The 21630-nt window shown below is 60.0% G+C and carries 17 protein-coding genes and 1 riboswitch; of the genes, 4 read left to right on the forward strand and 13 right to left on the reverse strand.

All coding sequences use genetic code 11. The features are described from left to right. Positions 1-22 precede the first annotated feature (22 nt). Entirely contained in the window at positions 23-1198 is a 1176-nt protein-coding gene (locus PPRO_RS17410; RefSeq protein WP_011737306.1) for a multiheme c-type cytochrome, read from the forward strand. Between the two features lie 84 nt (positions 1199-1282). On the opposite strand, the gene ttcA is transcribed toward PPRO_RS17410, so the two are convergent. Next, positions 1283-2059, reverse strand: a complete 777-nt coding sequence (ttcA, locus tag PPRO_RS17415) for a tRNA 2-thiocytidine(32) synthetase TtcA (protein WP_049759794.1) — start codon at positions 2057-2059, stop codon at positions 1283-1285. Positions 2060-2063: 4 nt separating this feature from the next. Further along, a complete protein-coding gene (gene metX, locus PPRO_RS17420; protein ID WP_011737308.1) occupies positions 2064-3179 on the reverse strand; it encodes a homoserine O-acetyltransferase MetX in 1116 nt (371 codons plus the stop codon). A 57-nt stretch (positions 3180-3236) separates the two neighbouring features. Continuing rightward, positions 3237-3335: riboswitch (SAM riboswitch) on the reverse strand. Between the two features lie 167 nt (positions 3336-3502). Between metX and PPRO_RS17425 the strand changes: the two genes are divergently transcribed. Continuing rightward, a complete protein-coding gene (locus PPRO_RS17425) occupies positions 3503-4531 on the forward strand; it encodes a hypothetical protein (RefSeq protein ID WP_011737309.1) in 1029 nt (342 codons plus the stop codon). Positions 4532-4619: 88 nt separating this feature from the next. On the opposite strand, the gene cobI is transcribed toward PPRO_RS17425, so the two are convergent. From cobI to PPRO_RS17465, 8 genes are all read right to left on the reverse strand, one after another. Further along, complete coding sequence (cobI, locus tag PPRO_RS17430) at positions 4620-5324, reverse strand: precorrin-2 C(20)-methyltransferase (protein WP_011737310.1); 705 nt, start codon at positions 5322-5324, stop codon at positions 4620-4622. Then, the gene (locus PPRO_RS17435) at positions 5324-6544 is read right to left on the reverse strand and encodes a bifunctional cobalt-precorrin-7 (C(5))-methyltransferase/cobalt-precorrin-6B (C(15))-methyltransferase (RefSeq protein WP_011737311.1); all 1221 of its coding nucleotides are present in this window, start codon (positions 6542-6544) and stop codon (positions 5324-5326) included. Before PPRO_RS17435 ends, cobI begins: the two co-directional genes overlap by 1 nt. Positions 6545-7059: 515 nt before the next feature. Then, on the reverse strand, positions 7060-8418 hold the full coding sequence (locus PPRO_RS17440; RefSeq protein ID WP_011733975.1) for an IS1182 family transposase: 1359 nt from the start codon (positions 8416-8418) through the stop codon (positions 7060-7062). Positions 8419-8580: 162 nt separating this feature from the next. Continuing rightward, the gene (locus tag PPRO_RS17445; protein ID WP_011737312.1) at positions 8581-9123 is read right to left on the reverse strand and encodes a ferritin family protein; all 543 of its coding nucleotides are present in this window, start codon (positions 9121-9123) and stop codon (positions 8581-8583) included. Positions 9124-9488: 365 nt separating this feature from the next. Then, positions 9489-11294, reverse strand: a complete 1806-nt coding sequence (gene typA, locus PPRO_RS17450) for a translational GTPase TypA (protein ID WP_011737313.1) — start codon at positions 11292-11294, stop codon at positions 9489-9491. 137 nt (positions 11295-11431) lie between these two features. Beyond that, positions 11432-11836, reverse strand: a complete 405-nt coding sequence (locus PPRO_RS17455) for a CoA-binding protein (RefSeq protein WP_011737314.1) — start codon at positions 11834-11836, stop codon at positions 11432-11434. Positions 11837-11881: 45 nt separating this feature from the next. Beyond that, positions 11882-13138, reverse strand: a complete 1257-nt coding sequence (locus tag PPRO_RS17460; protein WP_011737315.1) for a glutamate-5-semialdehyde dehydrogenase — start codon at positions 13136-13138, stop codon at positions 11882-11884. Between the two features lie 143 nt (positions 13139-13281). Continuing rightward, positions 13282-13557 (reverse strand): cytochrome c7, encoded by a 276-nt coding sequence (locus tag PPRO_RS17465; protein WP_011737316.1) that lies wholly within the window; start codon positions 13555-13557, stop codon positions 13282-13284. 550 nt (positions 13558-14107) lie between these two features. Here PPRO_RS17465 and ppdK point away from each other — a divergent pair. Next, positions 14108-16765: a pyruvate, phosphate dikinase gene (ppdK, locus tag PPRO_RS17470; RefSeq protein WP_011737318.1), complete on the forward strand. Its 2658-nt coding sequence runs from the start codon at positions 14108-14110 to the stop codon at positions 16763-16765. A gap of 83 nt (positions 16766-16848) precedes the next feature. On the opposite strand, the gene amrA is transcribed toward ppdK, so the two are convergent. Genes amrA through PPRO_RS17485 form a run of 3 tightly spaced genes read right to left on the reverse strand, consistent with a single transcriptional unit; the run spans position 16849 to position 18477 of the window. Further along, the gene (amrA, locus tag PPRO_RS17475; protein ID WP_011737319.1) at positions 16849-17397 is read right to left on the reverse strand and encodes an AmmeMemoRadiSam system protein A; all 549 of its coding nucleotides are present in this window, start codon (positions 17395-17397) and stop codon (positions 16849-16851) included. A gap of 9 nt (positions 17398-17406) precedes the next feature. Then, the gene (gene def, locus PPRO_RS17480; protein WP_011737320.1) at positions 17407-17913 is read right to left on the reverse strand and encodes a peptide deformylase; all 507 of its coding nucleotides are present in this window, start codon (positions 17911-17913) and stop codon (positions 17407-17409) included. Between the two features lie 3 nt (positions 17914-17916). Then, a complete protein-coding gene (locus PPRO_RS17485) occupies positions 17917-18477 on the reverse strand; it encodes a glycine cleavage system protein R (RefSeq protein WP_011737321.1) in 561 nt (186 codons plus the stop codon). A gap of 269 nt (positions 18478-18746) precedes the next feature. Between PPRO_RS17485 and uvrA the strand changes: the two genes are divergently transcribed. After that, complete coding sequence (uvrA, locus tag PPRO_RS17490) at positions 18747-21611, forward strand: excinuclease ABC subunit UvrA (protein WP_011737322.1); 2865 nt, start codon at positions 18747-18749, stop codon at positions 21609-21611. Positions 21612-21630 lie beyond the last annotated feature (19 nt).

Genomic DNA, 21630 nt, shown 5'->3' on the forward strand with positions numbered 1-21630 from the left:
CCCGTGCGAAAGGAGTCAGGCCATGAAAGCAGCCATACGCAGCACGCTCCTGTTTTCCCTGTCCCTGACCTGCATGCCCCTTGTGCTGCAGGCGGCAGATAACGGAAAGGAATTTGTCGGCTCTGAAAAATGCCGGAGCTGCCATATCCAGGAGTACAACAGCTGGAAGGAGAGCTACCATGCCAAGATAGTGCGTCCCCGGAAGGCGGGAATGCTGAAGGAGGCCTTTGAAAAGTGGACATCCGACGGAACCGGTCCAGGGCCCACCAAGGGCAACATCACCGGAAAGGCCCACACGCTCGATGACGTACAGTATGTGGTTGGCTCCAGGTGGAAGCAACGCTACCTGGTGAAAAACGAGCAGACAGGCAATCTGCAGTTCATGGACAAGCAGTTCAACCGCCTGTCGGGCATGTGGGAGAACTACGGCCAGAAGAACGACTGGGACACCCAGTGCGCCACCTGCCACACCACCGGCTACCGCATCACCAGCTATGACGAAAAAGCGAAGAGAACCACCGGCAGCACGTTCTCCGAGCGCGGCATCGGCTGTGAGGCCTGCCATGGGCCGGGGGCAAAGCATGTGAAGGCGAAAGGGATACAGCGGAAGAGAACCATCTTCAATCCCGCCAACGTAGACAGTCAGGCCCAGTCAAAGGTCTGCGGTTACTGCCATGTCAGGGTTGAAAACGAGACATGGCACACCGCCCAGGGCAACCCCCGCGAAGACATGCCGGCGCCCAAACGGGGAGACAGTTACCGGGCGGGTGAAGACTGGACAACCTGGACCGGCATCATCATGCCGGGGCTGCAGGCCGAAAACCCCTTCACCAAGGAGTATACCGGCGACCTGAAAGGTCTCTTCAAGACCGACGAACATGCCAGGGCCAACGGTATCTATGAGGAGGCCAAGCATCACCAGCAGTACCAGGGGTTCATCCAGTCGCAGCATTTCAAGAGCGGGAGCCTTTCCTGCATCACCTGCCACTCTCCCCATGCGGGGAAAGGCAAGCTGAAGAAGGTGGCCAGGAACAGCTGCGGAACATGCCATGCCCCGTCCTACACCGTGGAGAAGTACATGCCAAACACCGGCCAGACAGCGGGCGGCCTGTTCGTCCGTTCCCACACCTTTGGCAAGAACCCGCGCACCGGGGGAGCTGGCGCTGCGGATCTGAAGGAGCCCAATTACTACGAATAGACGGCAGTTCGGGAATGCGGTTACACAAAAAGCGCCTGTTTCAGGCGCTTTTTGTGTAACCGCTCCCTGTTTACCTTAAGGAGATCAGAGACCCTGGAGCTGCTGGTCCAGCAGATGCCGGGGATGGACGTTGGAGAGCGCCTTGAGCATGCTGCTCCTGATATGGGGGATCTCCTGCTCCAGTTCTTTGAGCAGTTCCTTCATACGCCTGCGCTTGAGGTCGGTGGAATCGCTCACCGGGCAGTTGCAGCTGACCACCGGCAGCCCGACCTGGCCCATGAAATCGACGATCTCCTCCTCGGACGCGTACACCAGCGGCCTGATGACGGTGGTGCGGCCGTTGTCGGCCAGCATGTTGGCCGACATGGCCTTGAGCGAACCGACGAAGAACTGGTTCAGCAGCAGCGTCTCGATGAAGTCGTCGCCATGGTGCCCCAGGGCCAGCTTGTTACACCCCAGGCTGTCGGCCAGTCCGTACAGTGCCCCCCGCTTCAGGCGGGCGCAGATGGAGCAGTAGGAGGAGCCGGGGCGGCGCTTCTCGGTGATGATCTCGTAGTGGGTGGTTGTTTCCAGATGGCAGGGGATGCCCAGGGAGGTCACATAGTCACGGACAATATCGCCCCGGTAACCGGGATAGCCGGAGTCGATGATCACGGCCACCAGCTGGAAGTCGATGGGCGCCCGCCGTCGCAGTTCCTCCAGCAGCAGCAAGAGGGTGTAGGAGTCCTTACCCCCCGAAACCCCCACCGCGATACGGTCCCCCTCACGGATCATGGCGAAATCAGCCACCGCTTTTCCCACGGCATGGCGCAGCCGCCTGAACAGCGGCAACTCACGCATCTCCTGCTGCGTCAAGGTCATAGGGTCACTGGCCGCCTTTGGCGTACGCAGCATCCAGGAACCGCTTCACCAGGGGGGAGAACGCCTCGTGTTCCAGCAGGAAGGCGTCGTGGCCGTAGGAGGAACTGATCAGGTGGTACTCCACCTCCTTGCCCAGTTTCCGCAGACAGCTGACCATCTCCTCGGTCTGGCCGGGAGGATAGAGCCAGTCGGAGGAAAAGGCGAAGAACTGCAGCGGAGCGCTGACCCTGGCAAAGGCCTCGGCCATGGATTCGTAGCCCCAGGAGACATCGTACAGGTCCAGTGCCTTGGCCAGGTAGAGGAAGGAGTTGGCGTCGAAACGGCTGACAAAGCTGTAGCCGTTGTAGTCCAGATAGCGCTCCACCTCGAACTGGCCGAAGAAGTCGAACTGGCCGTCACGGGCAGAGAATTTGCGGCCGAACTTGGCCTGCATGGATTCGTCGGACAGGAAGGTGATGTGCCCGATGGCGCGGGCCAGCGCCAGACCGTCCTTGGGGTTGTTCTTGTACTCCCCCTTGCGCCAGGTGGGGTCGTTGAAGATGGACCAGCGGGCGATGGCGTTCATGGAGATGGCCAAAGGCGAGGGGCGGGGGGTGGTGGCCAGCAGGACGGCCGAAGCGATGGCGTCCGGATACTGGGTGATCCACTCCAGAGTCTGCATGCCGCCCATGCTCCCCCCCATGACGGAGAGCAGTCGCCGGATGCCCAGCATCTCGATCAGCAGCTTCTGGGCGCGCACCATGTCCCGGATGGTGATCACCGGAAAGGTCAGGTTGTATCGTTTTCCGGTCTTGGGGTTGATGGAGGCGGGGCCGGTGGAGCCGAAACAAGAACCGATCACGTTGGAGCAGATCACGAAGTAGCGGTCGGTGTCCAGCAGTCGGCCGGGACCTACGATGGCATCCCACCACCCCGGCTTGGTATCGTTCTCGCTCTGTTTTCCGGCCAGGTGGGCGCTGCCGGTCCAGGCGTGTTCCACCAGGATGGCATTGGATGCGTCGGTGTTGAGGGTTCCGTAGGTCTCGTAGGCAATGGTGATGGGGGCCAGGATTCGTCCGCTATCCAGCCTGATGCCGTCACTGATGGTTATGGACTGTTCCCTTACGATGCTGACGGACATGAGAAAACCCCTTCACGGAAATGAAAAGGGGCTGTTACGACACGATCACAGCACACCCTCTCATCTTTGCCTGACGGCAGGAATTAGCACCTGGCGCCATGACGGCCGGTTGCTGTGGTTTCACAGGGCCTTTCCCTCCACCACTCTTGATAAGCAAGGTTTATGGAGCATAACAATACGGAAGAAGAGGATTATTGTCAACGAAATATGCCGGCCACCCCACGCGAGACAGCCTGAAAAGCTCTGGAAAACAGGGGGGCCATCTGCTATAGTCCGCAGCTGTAATCACCCATGGAATCAAGCTGTTTACGAGGAGGTTCTTCATGAAAAAACCGCTGATGCTGCTGACCCTGCTGATCCTGACGTTCTCCTACGGTTGCGCCCAGAATCATTTCAATGTGCCCGAGGAGAATTACGCCAGCAGGGTGCGGATACTGGGAGTGGCCCCCATTATCATCGATGAGGAATCTGACATACGGCACCCCCAGAAGGAGCAGCTGATATCCCTGCTGGCCCAGTTCAACCGAGCAAGTGAGCGGCAGATGGTCGCCCGCTTGAAGGAAACCGGCAACTACTACAGCGTAGCCCTGCTGGAGGGGGACCCCAGCTCCATGCTGCCGAACATGCTCTTCCGCCGCGAGAGGCGCGACGATGCATCCATCCAGTACAACAAGTATTTCTGGAAGAGCGAAGAACTACGCCGTTATATCCGCGAAAATAAGCTGGATGCAGTCATGCTGATGGTTGTCAGCGGACTGGCCAAAAACGACAAGGTCTACTCCAACACCAGGCTCTCGTCATTGGCCGGCGACTACAACTACCTGATCATGTCCGCGCAGATCCTGGACGCCAACGGTACGGTACTCTGGGAGTACCCCAACTTCCGCGGCCGCACCATCTCCCATGAGCCGATGATCGCCCTGCAGTACCCCGATTTCAGCGAAGCAGAGGCCAATGGCCTCGAAAAAGCCAACATCAAATTCAAGACCATCGAGGGGATCAGGCGCAGGTTCAATGAAAAGCGGAAGGATTTCCTGCGCCGCGAAACCAGAGAGGGCGAGGTCTACGCCCGGCAGTTCGATGACATGATTTCACTCCTCAAGTATGACCTGCCCAGAGACGAAAAAGGCGCGCCCTTGCCGGAAAAAGCCAAGCCGGCCGTGACGCCCCAGGCGCTACCGGCCACGACTCCGGCCGTTCCCGCGGCGAAGCCGGTGACGGTCCCTGCCCCAACAGCGGCAACGCCGGTTGCCCCTGCCCCGCGGACAACCGAACCCAACGTCCCGTCGACAGCGGTGGACGATGCCGCCGCTCTGGAGGAGATCGTGCCGGCACCAGAGGAGAGCAAGTAGAAGAGCGCCCTGCGGACAAGAACGAAACACAACGCCCCTCCGGATGAAACACCGGAGGGGCGTTGTGCGTTGCGGTTCTGGTGAAAAGCTACGGTTTCCTGATGATCATCAGCGACAGGTAGTCGGGGGTATGGGTGGCCATGGCATCGATGCCGGTCAGAATTTTCTGGCGGGCGCTGCCGACCCGTTCCACGAACAGCGCACTCTCCGAGCGTCCGGTCTCCTTCAGCAGCTTCAGAATATCGGCGTAGAGCGGCTTGACCTTCAGCAACACCACTGTTTCGAACTCCTGCAGCGCACTAGCTATCGCCTCGATACCGGCCGTGGCCGGAATGACCACGATCTTCTCCTCTGCCTCGGCCAGGGGCACTCCCGCCACGGCAGCGGCGGTATTGATGCTGGATATGCCCGGAACGATCTCCACCGGGAGTGCGGGGTAGCTCTCGCGGAAGATGCGCAGCAGGTAGATGAAGGTGGAGTAGAGCAGGGGGTCGCCGATGGTTATGAAGGCCACGTCCTTGCCCGCCTGAATCCGCTCGGCCATGAGTGCCGCAGCCTCCTGCCAGGCCGGGATCAGCCGCGATTTGTCCGACGTCATGGGGAACTGATGGATGATCAGTTCCTGGCGGGTCTCATCCACGAATTCCCGCACCGTTTCATGGGCCACGCTGGCGTCGCCGGGGTGCGATACCGGTGCCAGGATCACATCGGCCTGGCGCAGGATGCGCTCTGCCTTTCTCGTCAGGAGTTCCGGATCACCCGGACCGACTCCAACTGCAAAGAGTGTTGCCATCAGTGTGTGCTCCCCTTGTGGGCTGTGATGATGTAGACCGGGTTCTGGGCTTCGAACAGCTTGAACTCGGTCAGCTTACGGGTTCTGGAGATGTTGACGCAACTGGCCGCCACGTCGTAGCCATGGTCCTCCAGGTATTCCACCGACTTGGCCAGGGTATCCAGGGTGACCGCGTTCAGCACGATCAATCCTTCCGGCTTGAGGCGCCTGTCCACCGCATCGATGATATCCTCAAGCTGCCCGCCTGCTCCGCCGATGAACACCCGGTCCGGATCGGGCAGTTCGTCCAGCCCTTCCGGGGCATAGGCCTCGATCAGCTTGACATTGCGGGCGCAGAATTTCTTCAGGTTCTCCTGGATATAGCCGACGCAGGCCGGGTTGCGCTCCAGGGCGAAGATACGGCCGTTGGGCATCAGGTTGGAGGCCTCGATGGACACGGAGCCGCTCCCCGCGCCGATGTCCCACATCACCAGGTCGTCCTGGATCTGCAGTTTGGCCAGGGTGACCGCCCGCACCTCCTGCTTGGTGATCAGCTTCTTGACGGTCTGGAACTCGTCGTCGGCGATGCCGATCAGCGGATACTGCACCAGGTTCGGTTCATAGGTCTTGATCAGGATCAGGATATTCAGGTCGGAGGCTTTAAGCTCCAGCAGGCCGCGCACGTCGGTGCGGGTGAATTTTTCACTGTCCAGCCCCAGGTCTTCGCACAGCCAAGCCTCATACCCTTCGGCGCCCCGCTCGATCATCTCCCGCGCGATGGCGGCGGGGGTGTTGACCTTGTCGGTCAGGACGCAGGCCTTCTCGGAAGCCACGATCTTGTCCACCGCCGCATGCAGCCCCCTGCCATGTGCCGATACGAAGATGGCGTCGTCCCAGGGCTCCTTGATGCGCGAAAAGGCATACTGCATGCTGGTGACGTTAGCGAAGATGGCAATGCGCTCCTTGGGCAGGTTACGCAGCAGGAAGCGGGAGATACCGAAGAAGTTCGGGTCGCCGGAGGCCAGTATGACCACCCGTTTCTCCGTTTCCCTCAGGAACTCCAGCAGCTCGGAGAGCGGTCCCAAAACCATCTTGCTGCCGCCATAGGCGGGAAAGATGTCCAGGTGCCGCTGATGGCCGATCATGACCTCGGTCTTGTCGATAACCGCCAGTGCGGTGGAGCTGAACCCCTCCCACCCCTCGATGCCGGCGCCGACCAGATATATCTTGTGCTGTGCCATGTAGTAGCCCCAGATGGGTTAGTGAGTCAAACGCGGACACTATAGCATCTCACGGGGGAAAAATCACCGCAAGAATGGGCGGGCGTTTGGAAGTGTTGCTTTTTCAAAAGGTGTGCAGGGGGCACCAGAAGAGAATGCGACGTAAAATATTCACGGTCTGACCAGGCCCCTTGCCTTTTGTCCCGGGTCCTGGGGGTGGGGCCAGATAGTGAGCGTGAGATTCTTCAAGAGGAGATTAAGATGGCATGTGAGAATTGCGGAAGAGATCAGGGAGTCAGCGCATGGACTGGCAAAGTTATACGGCCCCCCGTACAAGACGGGGGGCCGTTACGATCACCACAAGATGTGAGCGTTTCTAGGAGTCTGTCGGGCTTGACCTCAGGGGCGCCCTCTTTTGTGGCCAAGCCGATTAAAAAAGTTCCGTATGTGTTCGTCTTCCCACCGGCAACCTGGTTAATTCAGCCCTTTCAGCGATGACTGCGGTTATTACAGGCTGATTTTCGCTATTTCTCATTCTATCCGGCCAAGACATGCAGCCGTTTGATGTTGTAGGCCATGCAGACGAGGTTCCATTCGCCTTTTACTGCTTCAAAGCCACGAAGAAGAAAGCTTCTGAATCCCATGACCGCCTTGATGATGCCGAAGACCGGTTCCGAGGTGACTTTTCGCTGGGCGTAGATCGCCTTGCCGGAAGGTGTCTTCAGGCGATGCTTCATTCTGGCCACGGAATCGGCATCTTCGGGTAACGGCGGCGGTTCGGCAAAGCGCTCCATCAGTGGCACGTTGTGACTCTGCCGGTCTACGGCAATGTAGGGAGTTATCCCGTTCTCCTCACAGGCAGTTACATTGGTTTCGCTGAAGTAGCCACTGTCAGCTACCAGATCGGTTGCCTTGCCAAGCTTCTCAGGCAGCGCCGCCAGGTTCTCCAGGGTCGGTGTCAGCTCCTGTTTGTCATTGGGATTCTGGGTAACATGGGCCGAAACGATGAGCTTTGATGCTGTATCCACACCGGCCTGGGCGTTGTAAGTCTGCTCGAATCCGCCACCGGAGGTCGGCATGATCCGCGACTCTTCATCGGTCAGATTGACCTGATCTTTGGCAGTGGGGCCGGATTTGGGCGGTTTCGGCTCTTTCCCCTTGGCCTTCTTGCCCGTTGCCTGCTCCTTCTTGGCCCGTTCGGCGACTTTCTTCTCATAAGCGGCCTGTTCACGAGCATGGCGCTCAGCGGCTCGTTTTTCGATCTCGACCTTGGCTGCGGCAATGGCGGAAAGACGCTTTTCCCGACGTTCCAGTTCTTCGGGGATGTTCATGCCGTCCGGAATATCGGCACGGTCCGCTGCCTCGGCCTTTTTGAGCAGTTCGCCAACCTCAGCCTTGATCTGCTCTTCAAGCTTGCAGGCATGCTCATAGCTCAGCGCCTTGTGCTTGGAGGCGTTCGCCTTGATTTTGCTGCCATCCAAACTAACGTTGCCCAGTTTCAGCACCTCCATCTGATGAGCGATCAGCAGAATCTGGGCAAACAGCTTGTTCAGTTGCGGCAGAAAACGCCGGCGGAAGGTGGCAATGGTATCGTGGTCAGGATGACTGTTTGCCGCTATGAACCGGAATGCCACGGAGTCGTAGGTGCTGCGCTCAAGCTTCCGGCTGGAGAATACGCCTGTCGCATAACCGTAAAACAACAATGCTACCAGCATCTCAGGGTTATAGGGCTGCGAGCCTCGGCCGGCATAGGTAGCTTTCAAAGAGCGCAGGTCGAGCTGTTCGACAATTTCGACCACAAACCGGGCCAAGTGCTTTTCTGGTAGCCAATCCTGCAGCGATGGCGGGAGCAGATAGGGTGTTTCCCGGTCAACTTCAATAAACTTTGATTTCATAGTCAACCCCGATACCTAACCAGTTGATATTACCGGACAAATATACGGGATACACCAAGAAAACGCAAGCTAAAGCTGACGACTTATTCAATAAATACAGCAGGTTAACCAATTGAAAACGCCCTGGAGATGACGGCTGAATGCGTTAAGCCCGACAGACTCCTAGAAATAGCGCTTGAGCAGGCCAGCGAAAACCTGTCCGTGACGGGCTTCGTCCTTGCACATTTCGTGGACGGTGTCGTGGATGGCGTCGTAGTTGAGTTGTTTTGCCCTGGTGGCCATGTCCTTCTTCCCCTTGCAGGCACCGTTTTCCGCCTCGACGCGCGCGGCAAGGTTGGCCTTCGTATCGGCCTTGACCACCTCACCCAGAAGTTCGCCAAACTTGGCGGCATGCTCAGCCTCTTCGAAGGCGATGCGCTTGTAGGCTTCAGCCACTTCAGGGTACCCTTCGCGATCAGCCTGACGGCTCATGGCCAGGTACATGCCGACTTCCGTGCATTCTCCCATGAAATGGGCCTTCAATCCTTCAACAAGCTCCGCATCGATCCCCTGGGCCACGCCGATTCTATGCTCATCGGCCCAGCTTAAGGTTCCTGTTTCCCTCGCGGAAAACTTGTCGGCAGTAGCCTTACACTGGGGACATTCAGCGGGGGGAGCAGTGCCTTCAAAAACATAACCACATACAGTGCACACAAATTTCTTCATGAATTCCTCCTTTGGGGGTGTTGTTTTATTTGCATCAGTGTTCGGGTTCGTTATCCGGCTCAACAAAAGACAAAATCAATATTTTATGTCTTTTTACGCCCGTTTTTTCACCATGTCAACAGATAAATCGCCACCTGCCCAGCTCTCTTTCGGATGAGCATCCCCACAACAGCCTGCTGTGTCAGCTTCCACGGGCTGACGGGCCGGGAAACAAACTGTGAAACGCCAAAAAACGAAAACGCCATGAACCCTTGCTTGGCAAGGCTCCACGGCGTTTTGTGCATCAGTTTCAAAATTCTTTATGGCGATCAGCGGAGAGGCCGGGGGAGGCGAAACAGGCGGTCACCCCCCTCACCCCTCACCATCTAACCCTTGGTGGCGCGCTTACGCTTGGTGGGGTCCAACTCCTTCTTGCGCAGGCGAATGGAGAGCGGCGTCACCTCCACCAGCTCGTCGTCGTCGATGAACTCCAGTGCCTGCTCCAGGGTCAGGAGGCGCGGCGGAGTCAGCTTGATGGCGTCGTCGGTTCCCGAGGCGCGCACGTTGGTCAGCTTCTTACCCTTGCAAGGGTTGACGTCCAGGTCGTTGTCCTTGCTGTGCTGGCCGATGATCATGCCGCCATAGACTTCTGTGGCGGCACCGATGAACAGGATGCCACGCGGTTGCAGGGCATCCAGGGAGTAGGCGGTGGTCTCGCCATGCTCCATGGCGATCAGAACGCCGTTCTTCCTGCCCGGGATGTCACCCTTGTAGGGAGCATACTCGTGGAAGGTGTGGGTCATGACCGCCGTGCCGCGGGTGTCGGTCAGAACTTCGCCGCGCAGCCCGATCAGGCCGCGGGCCGGGATGATGAACTCCATGCGCACCATCTCTCCCATGGGGGACATGGCGGCCAGCTCCCCCTTGCGCGGTCCCATCTTTTCGATGATGGCGCCCTGGAATTCGGAGGCCACATCCACCACCAGGTATTCCATAGGCTCGGTCTTGACGCCATCCTTGATGCGGGTAATAACCTCCGGCTTAGAGACCGCCAGCTCGAACCCCTCGCGCCGCATGTTCTCGATCAGGATGGAGAGGTGCAGTTCGCCGCGGCCGGAGACCTTGAAGGTGTCCGGGCTGTCGGTGTCCTCGACCCTGAGGGAGACGTTGGTGCGCAACTCCTTGGTAAGGCGCTCGCGGATGTTACGCGAGGTAACCCATTTCCCCTCGCGACCGGCAAAGGGGGAGGTGTTGACGATGAAGTTCATGGCCAGTGTCGGCTCGTCGATGGAGACGTAGGGGACCGCGATGGGAGTTTCAGCCGAGGCCAGGGTCTCACCGATGCTGATCTCCTCGAAACCGGCCACAGTAACGATATCGCCGGTACCAGCCTCCTCGATCTCCACCTGCTTGAGCCCCTGGTAACCAAGAAGCTTGGTAATGCGGCCTTTCGTAATCGAACCGTCGCGCTTGATCATGGCCACGGTCTCGCCGGATTTGACCTTGCCGTTGAAGATGCGGCCGGTGGCCATGCGGCCGATGTAGTCGTTGTAATCGATGTTGGCGATCAGCATCTGGAAGGGTGCCGTTGCATCCCCCTTGGGGGGGCGTACGTTTGACTCGACAACGGCGAAGAGCGGCTCCATGCTGGTGGATTCGCTGGCCATGTCCAGCTTGGCATAGCCCACCTTGGCGCTGGTGTAGACCACCGGGAAGTCAAGCTGTTCGTCGGAGGCGTTCAGCTCGCAGAACAGGTCGAAGACCATGTTGAGCACCTCGTCAGGACGGGAACCGGGGCGGTCGATCTTGTTGATGACAACGATCGGCTTGAGCCCCAGGTCCAGCGATTTCTTCAGCACGAAGCGGGTCTGGGGCATGGGACCGTCCAGGGCGTCCACCAGCAGCAGAACCGAATCCACCATCTTCAGCACGCGCTCCACCTCGCCGCCGAAATCGGCATGGCCGGGGGTGTCGACGATATTGATCTTGTAGCGGCCGTGGTGGATGGAGAGGCTCTTGGCCAGGATGGTGATGCCGCGCTCCTTCTCCAGGTCGTTGGAGTCCATGACCCGCTCGGTGATGGCCTCGTTTTCGCGGAAAACGCCGGCGTGACGCAGCATTGCATCCACCAGGGTAGTCTTGCCATGGTCGACGTGGGCGATGATGGCGATGTTTCTGATTCGTTCCTGCATGGGTAAAACTCCTCGATCAGTCAAAATAAAACGACGGGCATTACTGCCCGTCGTACGGTATGCAATATGTCAGCTTTTTCCAGATCTGGCAAGCGTTTATGCGCTACAAACCAAAAGCGTCCCCTTTTCCCGGAGATTCAGTGCTCATGGTACCCCAGCACCACCAGCAGGCAGCTGCCGTCGGCGATGATATTGACACCCTTTTCCCGGCAGAGGGCCACGGCGGCGGGGTGTTCAGCCCCCGGCTGCATCCAGATGCTGGTGATCCCTTTCTCGATGGCCAAAGGCACCAGCTTGGCCGTGACCGCGGGAGGGGTGATCATGGAGAGGCTCGTCACCTCTGGCGGCAGTTCGGCGATGGTGGCGACGCAGGCAACTCCCTCGATCTCATGCTCGTGAGGGTTGACGGGAATGGCCTTCCGGTCGTTCTGCTGGTAGCAGCGCAACACCTTGTTGCCGTACTTCTCGCGCCTGACAGAGGCGCCGGCAACCCCGAATGCGGGAGAGGCCAGGAAACGTTCGATCTGCTGGTCGATGGTCATGTAGTGCTCCTGAAAAGAGGTATGCCGGATGCGCGAACCGGGAGGTCACTCCCTGACCTGGCCGTCGCCGTAGACGATGAACTTGGTGGTGGTCAGGTCCTCCAGCCCCATGGGGCCGAAGGAGTGCAGCTTGGTTGTTGATATGCCGATCTCCGCACCTAAGCCTAACTGGTTGCCGTCGGCAAAGCGGGTGGAGGCGTTGACCACCACGCAGCTGGAATTGACCTCGCGGATGAAGCGCTGGGCCCGGCCGTAGTCGCTGGTGATGATGGATTCGGTGTGCAGCGAGCCGTAGCGGTTGATGTGGTCGATGGCCTGGTCCAGGTCGTCCACCACCCGGCAGGCCAGGATCAGCTCCAGGTATTCGGCGTACCAGTCCTCTTCGCTGGCCGGCTTGGCCTGGGGGGCCAGGGCGCGGAAACGTTCGTCTCCGCGCAGTTCAACCTGCATGCCGCCCAGGATGGATGCGATGCGGGGAATGAAGGCGGCCGCAACCGATTCGTGGATCAGCAAGGTCTCCAGGGCGTTGCACACACCGGGGCGCTGGGTCTTGGCGTTGATGATGATCCGTTCGGCCATGTCGAAGTCGGCACTCTCGTCCACGAAGATGTGGCAGACCCCCTTGTAATGCTTGATCACCGGGATACGCGAGTTTTCGGTCACGAAACGGATCAGCCCCTCGCCGCCGCGGGGGATGATCAGGTCGATGCACTCCTCCTGCTTGAGCATCTCCAGCACCCCCTGGCGGTCGGTGAAGGGGATCAGGGCCAGGGCTCCGGCCGGAACCCCCTTGGAAACCATGGCTTCGCGCAGGATGGCGGCGATGGCCCGATTGGAGTTGATCGCCTCCTTGCCGCCGCGCAGGATCACGGCGTTGCCCGCCTTGAGGCAGAGCGCCGCGGCATCGGCGGTCACGTTGGGCCGCGCCTCGAAGATAATGCCGATCACCCCCAGGGGGATGCGCATCTTGCCCACCATCAGGTTGTTGGGGCGCTTCCACATTTTGGTGACTTCGCCCACCGGGTCGGGGAGAGCGGCTACTTCGCGCAGGGCGTCGGCCATGGCGGATATGCGCTTGGCGTCCAGCATCAGCCGGTCGAGCATGGCGCTGGAGAGCCCCTTCTGTTTCCCCTCCTCCAGATCCTTGGCGTTTTCGGCTATCAGGTGGGGGGCCTGCTGTTCCAGAGCCTCAGCCATGGCCAGCAACAGCTCGTTCTTGACCCTGGTGCTGAGTCGCGAAAGTACGAACGAGGCCTGGCGCGCCTCATGGGCAATCTGTGCAACCTGTTCGGCGATAGTCATGAAATTATTCCCCTTGCGTGCAATAGTCGGGGTTGTATTGTAGGGCAATTCAGCGGTCACTTCAAGCGGAATGAAGGCGGAACAGACACGGGGGAGTCCTGGCAGGCTCCCCCGTGGTTATGGGCAACGGTATACGTGACGGGCTACTTCTTATGGCACTCTTTGCAGCTCACCGGCCCCTTCTTCATCTCGACATGGCACCCCTTACAGGTTTTGTGGGCCCAGTCCTTGTCGAATCCGGCTATCGTACCGCCCGCCGGACTTGCGTGGCATTTCTGGCAATCCTTCAGCAATTCCTGGTGAGCCTTGTGGGTAAAGGTCACTTTGCCGATGGATGAGGGGAACTCGATCACATCGGAGGCAAAGGCTGACGCGGCGAACACTGAGAGGGCAAGCATGGCAATAACGGCTCTTTTCATCTGTTCATCTCCTTTGGGATGTGTGATAGTTATACGCTCTGATTTTCGGGTTGCTGCTTAAAACGACACTACTGAACAATGAATAAAATGTACCCGTGGTGGAAAAATCACAAGTTTTTTTCTTGGATGGCAGCTCTTTTTCCATGGCCCGGAATGGCGGCAGGAGAGCCGTTTTCACCTCCCCTATCAAGACCGACACAGCATAACATATTAAAATAATATGTATTAATTGCCTGGCACGGCAGACGAGCCCTTTTTCTGGCCGCAATCAGGGTTTCGTGGAGCGCATGTGAGGCGGCATGCGACGAATCTTAAAAATCTTGCCATGCTCCTCAGTATATGTAAAATCCTACAGTTGCTCTCGAACGGAAACATCGGGGACGTCAGGGAGCACGAACAAAGAAAGAGGGTCCGGTCTCCGTACAATATCACCGGAAACAGGTCTGTACCGGCTTGACAGCCGAGTTTGATTGAAATACAAGGTTTTAGTCTAAATAAAAATGGCTGAAAAACGCTTCTATTCAAACACTGGTGAGGAGGATTTACCGCAATGGCGCAGCAATACGTGTATTTCTTTGGTGGCGGCAAGGCTGACGGCCGGGCCGACATGAAAAACCTGCTGGGGGGCAAGGGTGCCAATCTGGCTGAAATGACCAGCATTGGTCTGCCGGTTCCCCCGGGATTCACGATCTCCACCGAAGTATGTACCGAATTTTATAAGAACGACCGCACCCATCCTGCGTCCTTGGCTGCCGAAGTGTCCGCCAATCTGAGGAAAATCGAGGAATTGATGGGCAAGAAGTTTGGGGATTCCGGAAATCCGCTGCTCCTCTCGGTCCGCTCCGGCGCCCGCGCCTCCATGCCGGGCATGATGGATACGGTCCTCAACCTTGGCCTCAACGACACCACCGTCCAGGGGATCATCGCCCAGAGCGGGGACGAGCGTTTCGCCTACGACGCCTACCGCCGCTTCGTCCAGATGTATGCCGATGTGGTGCTGGGGATGGAAAAGGACATCCTCGACCACCTGCTGGACCAGAAGAAGGAGGAGCGCGGGGTCTATCTGGACACCGATCTCACCGCCGCCGACTGGAAGGACCTGGTGCTCCAGTACAAGGGAGCCATCAAGGCCGAGCTTGGCATCGACTTTCCCGAAGATCCGGAAGAGCAGTTGTGGGGAGCGGTGAACGCGGTGTTCGGCTCCTGGATGAACCAGCGCGCCATCACCTACCGCAAGCTCAACAACATCCCGGCCGAATGGGGCACGGCGGTCAACGTCCAGGCCATGGTCTTCGGCAACATGGGCCAGGACTGCGCCACCGGCGTGGCCTTCACCCGCGACCCCTCCACTGGCGAGAACTACTTTTACGGCGAATTCCTGGTTAATGCCCAGGGAGAGGACGTGGTGGCCGGCATCCGCACCCCCCAGCCGATCAACCGCGCCAAGAACAAGGATGGCGAGCTTCCCTCCATGGAAGAGGTCATGCCGGAATGCTACCAGCAGCTGGTACGCATCCGCGAAACCCTTGAAAAGCATTACCGGGACATGCAGGATATCGAGTTCACCATCGAGAAGGGCGTTCTGTACATGCTGCAGACCAGAAACGGCAAGCGCACCGCGCCGGCCGCCATCAAGATCGCCGTGGACATGGTGAACGAGGGGCTGATCGACAAGAAGACCGCCGTGCTGCGTGTGGAGCCCAGCCAGCTGGATCAGTTGCTGCACCCCACCCTTGATCCGAAGGCGGAGAGAACCATCATCGCCAAGGGACTGCCGGCCTCACCCGGAGCGGTTTCCGGTGAAGTGGTCTTCTCGGCCGACGAGGCCGAGGCCGAGGCCAAGACCGGCCGCAAGGTCATCCTGGTGCGCATCGAAACCTCGCCCGAAGATATCCACGGCATGCACGCCGCCCAGGGAATCCTCACCGCACGCGGAGGCATGACCTCCCACGCTGCTGTCGTTGCCCGCGGCATGGGCAAATGCTGCGTGGCCGGCTGCGGCGACATCAAGGTCGACTACGCGGACGAGAGCTTTATCGCACCCAATGGCGTGGAAGTGAAGAAGGGCGACCTGATCACCCTGGACGGCGCCACGGGAGAGGTCATGCTGGGTGTGGTGCCCACCGTGTCGGTTCAGCTGACCGGAGATTTCGCCACACTGATGGGCTGGGTGGACCAGTTCAGAACACTGAAGGTGCGCGCCAACGCCGACACCCCCCATGACGCCCGGGTGGCCCGGGAATTCGGCGCTCAAGGGATCGGACTCTGCCGCACCGAGCATATGTTCTTCGACGCCGAACGCATCGCAGCCGTGCGCGAGATGATCCTCTCCGACGACCTGGAGGGCCGCCAGAAAGCACTGGCCAAGATCCTGCCCATGCAGACCAGCGATTTCAAGGGGATCTTCCGCGAGATGAAGGGGCTGCCGGTTACTATCCGCCTGCTGGACCCGCCGCTGCACGAGTTCCTCCCCCAGACCGAGAAGGATATCGATGAACTGGCCGCAACCATGCGGGTGCCCGCCAGCACGCTCAGGCACAAGGTAGAGTACCTTCACGAGTTCAACCCCATGCTGGGGCACCGCGGTTGCCGTCTCGGTATTACCTACCCCGAGATTTACGACATGCAGGTGCGCGCCATCATGGTGGCTGCCTGCGAACTGATCAAGAACAACGGCTTCTCCATCGTACCCGAAATCATGATTCCCCTGGTGGCAACGGTCAGGGAGTTGGCACTGCTCAAGCGGAACGCCGTAGCGATCTGCGAGGAGGTCATCGCCGACTACGGCGTCACGATGGAGTACCTGATCGGCACCATGATCGAGCTCCCCCGCGCCGCCCTGACCGCCGACGAGATCGCCAGTGAGGCCGAATTCTTCTCCTTCGGCACCAACGACCTGACCCAGACCACCTTCGGCCTCTCCCGCGACGATGCGGGCAAATTCCTTCCGTTCTACATGGATAACGGCATCATCGAGCAGGACCCCTTCGTCTCCCTGGATCAGACAGGCGTCGGCCAGCTGGTCAGGATCGCCAGCGAGAAGGGGCGCGCCACCCGGCCGGACATCAAGCTCGGCATCTGCGGCGAGCATGGCGGGGACCCTGCATCGGTCTGCTTCTGCCACACAAGCGGGCTGGACTACGTCTCCTGCTCACCCTTCCGGGTGCCCATCGCCCGCCTGGCAGCAGCCCACGCCGCACTCTCCTGAGCATCGGGAACAGGGTTGACACAAAAAAAGGATGGACCGGAAACGGTTCATCCTTTTTTTATGCGCCAGGCAAGGGGGAGCGGCTATCCCTCCCCGAACACCAGCGCCGTGAAGGTATATATCTCACACTCGTTCTGCCAGGCATCCTCAGGCAAGCCCGCCTTGACGCAGGTGTGGCGCAGGAAGGTCTCCCGGTCCCAGCCGTACTCCGTGGCCACCTGGGGGAGCAGCACGCCACGGTGGTGGTTCTTGATGATGTAGAGCCCGTGCTTGCCCACCACGATGCTCTCCACCGAGCCGATCAGTTTGAGCGGCGAAAGCACCGAGATTTCCAGATGGAAGTCGTCAAGGTCGGCCGGTTTCATGGGATAGAAGCGGGGGTCGCGGGTGGAGGCGGAAACGGCCATCTCCTGCACCAGCTGGTACAGCGGCACCTCGGAGACAAAATTGCCGATGCATCCCCTGAGCTGCCCCTGCTGTTTGATGGTCACGAAGCAGCCGTGCTTGTGTTTCAACCCCCGGGTGGGGTGGGCGACAACAGGGATAGTGCTGCCGGTGACGTGGGCGACAATGGTCTCGCGGGCTATCCTGAGCAGTACCGTCTGCTCGTCGGGTGTCAGCAGTTCAGGCATGGCGATCTCCTATGCGTAGGTTTTCCTCCGGAACAGACCGGTCTTGACGCTGACGATCCGGTCCAGAAACAGTATGCCGTCCAGGTGATCCATCTCGTGCTGCAGGGCGACCGCCTCGAAGCCACTGGCGGTTATCTCGCGCAGCTCCCCCTCCGGCTCCAGGAAGCTTACCCTCAGCTCGGTGGAGCGCTCCACATCGCCGGTGTAGTCCGGCACGCTCATGCACCCCTCGCGCATGACCGCAGAACCCGAGCGGGCGATGATGCGCGGGTTGATCATACGCAGCAGGCCGTGATTGTTCTCCCTTCCGTTACGGCTGTTCGAGACGTCAACGACGCAGGCCCGCAGGGTGACGCCGATCTGGGGAGCCGCCACCCCCACCGATCCGGGACCGGCCCGCATGGTGTCCAGCAGATCCTGAATCAGGGCATGGATCTCCCGGTCGATCCCGGTAACCTCGTGGCAGATTTTTTTCAGCAGCGGATGGGGATACCGCAGAATGGGATGAATGGCCATGGATCAGAGGGAAACCGGGGTGACGATACGCACACCGATCTCCACATCAAGCTCCTTCTTCAGGTTTTCCAGCAGCTTTTCCAGCTGATGCGGGGTCTGGCCGTCGGGGAGGGCGGCTTCCAGCATCATGACGTACACCGGCTGCTCTTTTGTCCCGATCAGCTTGGTGGTCAGATCGGTGATATTGATCCCCTGGCAGGCCAGCTCGCGTGTGACCCGGAAGACGATCCCCGGCTGGTCCGCTCCGTAGACCGACACCAGGCAGATCTCCTGTTCGTTCTCCCGGGTCGGCACATCGGCCATGGTCAGGGGGCTCACGGCCAGGAACATGCCCAGTCGGTCGCAGGCCGGCTTCAGTTCCTCGCAGAGACGGCTCTTGCTGAAGGGGCGGGGGTGGGACACGATCAGGATCATGGCGAATTCGCCGGCCAGCATGGTGCAACTGGAATCGGCGATGTTGCACCCCAGGTGGTAGAGCCCCTCGGCGATGGCGGCCACAATGCCTGGCCGGTCCTTGCCCACTACCGAAACGGCGTAATGCAGGGTTTCAGGCTGCTGCGTCATGAAAACTCCCCAAGAAATAATGTACAGAACGGTTACCACCATTCCCCGTGATCTGCAAATGTTTTTTATAACGGGATTTGGCCTGGAGCCATCTCTCGTCCAGGCTCGCACGACAGGGATTGAGGCTTGCCTTTCCACTGCAACGGGAACTATGATCAACATTCACCCGAAGCAGTCAGCGGGGCGATAACGTGAGCACCGCTCCCCGCACCACGATAAACCGGTTCACCCCCTTGAGACCCCTACGGAATGAGGAAAACCAAAAAGCCATGGCACACGACAAGATCATCATCAAAGGCGCCTGCGAGCATAACCTGAAGTGCATCGACGTGGAGATTCCCCGGGACCAGCTGGTGGTCATCACCGGCATCTCCGGCTCGGGGAAATCGACCCTGGCCTTCGACACCATCTACGCCGAAGGTCAGCGGCGCTACGTGGAGTCGCTCTCCGCCTATGCCCGCCAGTTCCTGGAGCAGATGGAGAAGCCGGACGTGGAGTCCATCGATGGGCTCTCGCCGGCCATCTCCATCGAGCAGAAGACAACCAGCAAGAACCCCCGCTCCACCGTGGGCACCGTCACCGAGATCTACGACTACCTGCGCCTGCTGTTCGCCCGGGTCGGCCATCCCCACTGCGTCTCCTGCGGCAGGGAGATCACCTCCCAGACCGTTTCCCAGATGGTGGACCAGATCATGGCGCTGTCGGCAGGAACCAAATTGACCCTTCTCTCCCCCATGATCCGCGGTCGCAAGGGGGAGTACAAAAAAGAGCTGGGCCAACTGCGCAAGGAGGGCTTCACCCGGGTGGTGATCGACGGCCGGCAGCTGGAGCTGGCAGATGAGATCGTGCTGGACAAGAAGAAGAAACACGACATCGACATCGTGGTTGACCGCATCGTGGTCAAGGAGGGGGTGCAGCGCCGCCTGGCCGACTCCCTGGAGACCGCCCTGCACCATGCCGAGGGGGTGGTCAAGGTGGAGGTGGTCACAGCGACGACATCCACGGATGCCCCTTCGAGAGTAGGGGGGAAGCCCGCACCACCCAAAACCCTGATTTTATCCGAGAAGCTGGCCTGCGTGGAGTGCGGCATCTCCTACCAGGAGATCACCCCCAGGCTCTTCTCCTTCAACAACCCCCACGGCGCCTGCCCGGAGTGCACCGGCCTGGGCACCCGCATGTATTTCGACCCGGAACTGGTCATACCCAACCCGGAGCTGTCGCTTCGGGAGGGGGCCATCGCCCCTTGGGAGAAGCGGCTCTCCGGCTGGTTCCACCTGATCCTGGAGGCCCTGGCCAAGGCCTACGACTTCGACATCCGCACCCCCTTCAAGGATCTCCCCGAGCAGGTGCGCGACGTTATCCTCAACGGATCAAAGGGGGAAAAGATCGAGTTCTGGTGGGAAGAGGAGGGAGACCGCCGGCACACCTATTACAAGGAGTTCGAGGGGGTGCTGAACAACCTGCAGCGCCGCTGGCGCGAGACCGAGTCGGAATCGTCCCGGGAGGAGTTGGAGAAGTACATGAACGTCATGTCCTGCCCCACCTGCCAGGGGGCGCGCTTAAGGCCCGAGGCGCTGCACGTGCTGGTGGGGGGGAGGAGCATCCGGGAGGTGACCGCCCTCTCCATCCGCGACTGCCTGGTCTTCTTCGAGACCCTGGAGTTGACCGCCAAGGAAGGGGAGATCGCCCGGCGCATCCTCAAGGAGATTCGCGAACGGCTCTCCTTCCTGGTCAACGTGGGGCTTGACTACCTCTCCCTGGAGCGCACCTCCGGCACCCTCTCCGGCGGGGAGGGGCAACGCATCCGCCTGGCCACCCAGATCGGTTCCAGCCTAGTGGGGGTGCTCTACATCCTGGACGAACCCTCCATCGGCCTGCACCAGCGGGACAACTCCCGCCTGCTGGAGACCCTGAAGAGGCTGCGGGACCTGGGCAACACGGTGCTGGTGGTGGAGCACGACGAGGAGACCATCCTGGAGGCGGACCACCTGATCGACATGGGGCCGGGAGCCGGGGTGCACGGCGGCGAGGTCGTGGCCCAGGGGACGCCGGCCCAGGTGATGGAAAATCCCGACTCCCTCACCGGCCGTTACCTGTCGGGCAAGCTCTGCATCCCGGTGCCGAAGGAGCGGCGGACGGCTGACAGGTTTCTGGAGATTCTCGGCGCCACGGAGAACAACCTGAAGAACGTCAATGTGACGATCCCGCTGGGGGTGATGACCTGCGTCACCGGCGTCTCCGGTTCGGGCAAGTCCACCCTGGTGATCGACACCCTGCACAAGGCGCTCTGCCAGCGGCTCTACCGCAGCCGGGAAAAGGGAGGGGCGGTCGGGGACGTGCTCGGCCTGGAGCACCTGGACAAGGTGATCAACATCGACCAGTCCCCCATCGGCCGCACCCCGCGCTCCAACCCGGCCACCTACACGGCCGTGTTCGGCGACATCCGTGACCTGTTCTCCAACCTGCCCGAGTCCAAATTGAGGGGATACAAGCCGGGTCGCTACTCCTTCAACGTCAAGGGGGGGCGCTGCGAGGCCTGCTCCGGCGACGGGATCATCAAGATCGAGATGCACTTCCTGCCGGACGTATATGTGGAATGCGAGGTCTGCAAGGGGGCGCGCTACAACCGGGAGACCCTGGAGGTGCTCTACAAGGGGAAATCCATCGCCGACGTGCTGGACATGACCGTCTCCCAGGCCCTGGAGTTCATGGGCGCCATCCCGCGCATCAGGAACAAGCTCACAACCCTGGAGGAGGTGGGATTAGGCTACATCAAGCTGGGGCAGTCGGCCACCACCCTCTCCGGCGGCGAGGCCCAGCGGGTCAAGCTGGCCAAGGAGCTCGCCAAGCGGGCCACCGGCCGCACCATCTACATCCTGGACGAGCCGACCACCGGCCTGCACTTCGAGGATATCCGCAAGCTCTTGGAGGTGATCCAGCGCCTGGTGGACAGCGGCAACACGGTGCTGATCATCGAGCACAACCTGGACGTGATCAAGACAGCCGACTGGCTGATCGACCTGGGGCCGGAAGGGGGAGACCGTGGCGGGGAGATCGTCGCCGTCGGAACCCCGGAGCAGCTGGCAACGGTGAGCGGTTCCTACACCGGCCAGTATCTGCGCAAGCTACTGTGAGGTGCCTGAGCCGACCTGT

Origin of the sequence: Pelobacter propionicus DSM 2379 (assembly GCF_000015045.1) — a bacterium.
Lineage (GTDB): Bacteria > Desulfobacterota > Desulfuromonadia > Geobacterales > Pseudopelobacteraceae > Pseudopelobacter > Pseudopelobacter propionicus.